At 40.7% G+C, this 1,507-nt stretch carries 1 protein-coding gene; it reads right to left on the bottom strand.

Annotated elements, in window-relative coordinates:
* Positions 1-11: 11 nt before the first annotated feature.
* The coding region (locus ACQR30_RS08255; protein ID WP_429733928.1) for a GldM family protein at positions 12-1,507 on the bottom strand (1,496 nt) is incomplete at its 5' end.

Raw genomic sequence — 1,507 nt, 5'->3', positions numbered from 1 at the left:
ATATTCTTATTTTAATATAAATTAAATGCAATAGGTGTCAATAACCTTGACCCGCCCGGTCCACTAGCTCTTATCTCGTCAACTGTAATAGTACTGCCCGGTCTCGCTCTTTCAATCAAATCCCGTACCGAAGCAAAAGAGTTCCCCGAAACCGATTTATGCATAAACTCAGGATACCCAGCGCCTGCAAAGGTCATTGTGTAACTAGTAACAGTAAACTTTACCCCTTCAAAAACAAAATCCTCCAGCTCAGCACGAACACCTGCCTGTGCCTTAAAATCGTTCACCCGCATACGACCGCCTTTACTACCGCCCACCATTGCAATAGGTGTAGGTACCGTTTTTACCCTGAAATCAACTGAAGTTTCAGATTTACCATCAGACACCCTCATTTTTGCCGTACCTGGCGTAGTTACCCTTGCGATAAACCTTCCATGTCCTTCCGAAGTTATTGAACCCTGGCTTAAAGAAGCATGCATATTTTCCGCCCCACGACCATTCCCGCCACCCACAGAAATAGGGTTGTCTAATCCAATATATAAGACCCTGGTGGCATCGGCACTTACTGTAATACCTGTAGGAGAACCTACAGTATATTGAATATCCTTTACCAGGGAGGCCTTAGAGCCATCTGGCTTAGTAAAAGATATATTAACCTTTTTGGAATAATTACCTGGGCTCCCGGCTGTTGTTTTATATTCTGCCATTCCATTTGCATTGAGTGCAATAACTGCGCCGTCAATGGTAATGGTAGGCTTTGCATTTTTACTAAATGCACCTACGCCCGCTGAAATAGTAAACTCTTGACCCGGCAATAAATATTGCGTATTTGCAGAAGCTAAAGCCTGGAACTCATCATATACAACCTGAACCTGTCCTATTTTGTTATGGCAGAACTCTACAATCTGCGCTTCACTATTTTTAACATCATTTTGGAATTTACTCAACATGGTAATGGCAGCAATTGTCGGGGTCATTCTAAAATAAGCAGCCGACCATGTTCTATTACTTTTATCTTCTACTTTTGGCATAGATAAATCTATGGGCAGGGTATATTGAAATTGAGCATTAATGGATGGATCAATACCAAGCATATTCTTTTTATAAGCCACTAGTTTCTGATACAATGTATCACCAACTTTTCCGTCATCCAAAAGCTTTGTAGGTACATCGACATCGTCGTCTCTGAAAGTTGTGTCTCCTTTTTCAGGATGGTAGCCGGCATTTTCTTTCAAACGAGATTTTATATTGCCTATATAGTTATACATTTCATCTGAAAGTTGCTTTGCCTGTTCGGCCTTTGGCACCCAAATTACCGCCAAGTCATGCAATTTCGGATCTTTCAATTTTTCTTGTAAAGAATTGAAAAGCATTTGATTCTTTTGATCTATCACTGCGGTAGCATTGTTCAGGCTATTGTTTACAGTACGAAAAGCATTTAAAATCTCGGACGATACATTCAGCGCCAGCAAAGCTGTCAACACTAAATACATTAGGTTGATCATTT

The sequence above is a fragment of the Arachidicoccus sp. genome (assembly GCF_050436765.1).
Lineage (GTDB): Bacteria > Bacteroidota > Bacteroidia > Chitinophagales > Chitinophagaceae > Arachidicoccus.
The sequence above is the reverse complement of the archived record's forward strand: the minus strand, read 5'-3'. Positions and strand labels throughout refer to the sequence as shown.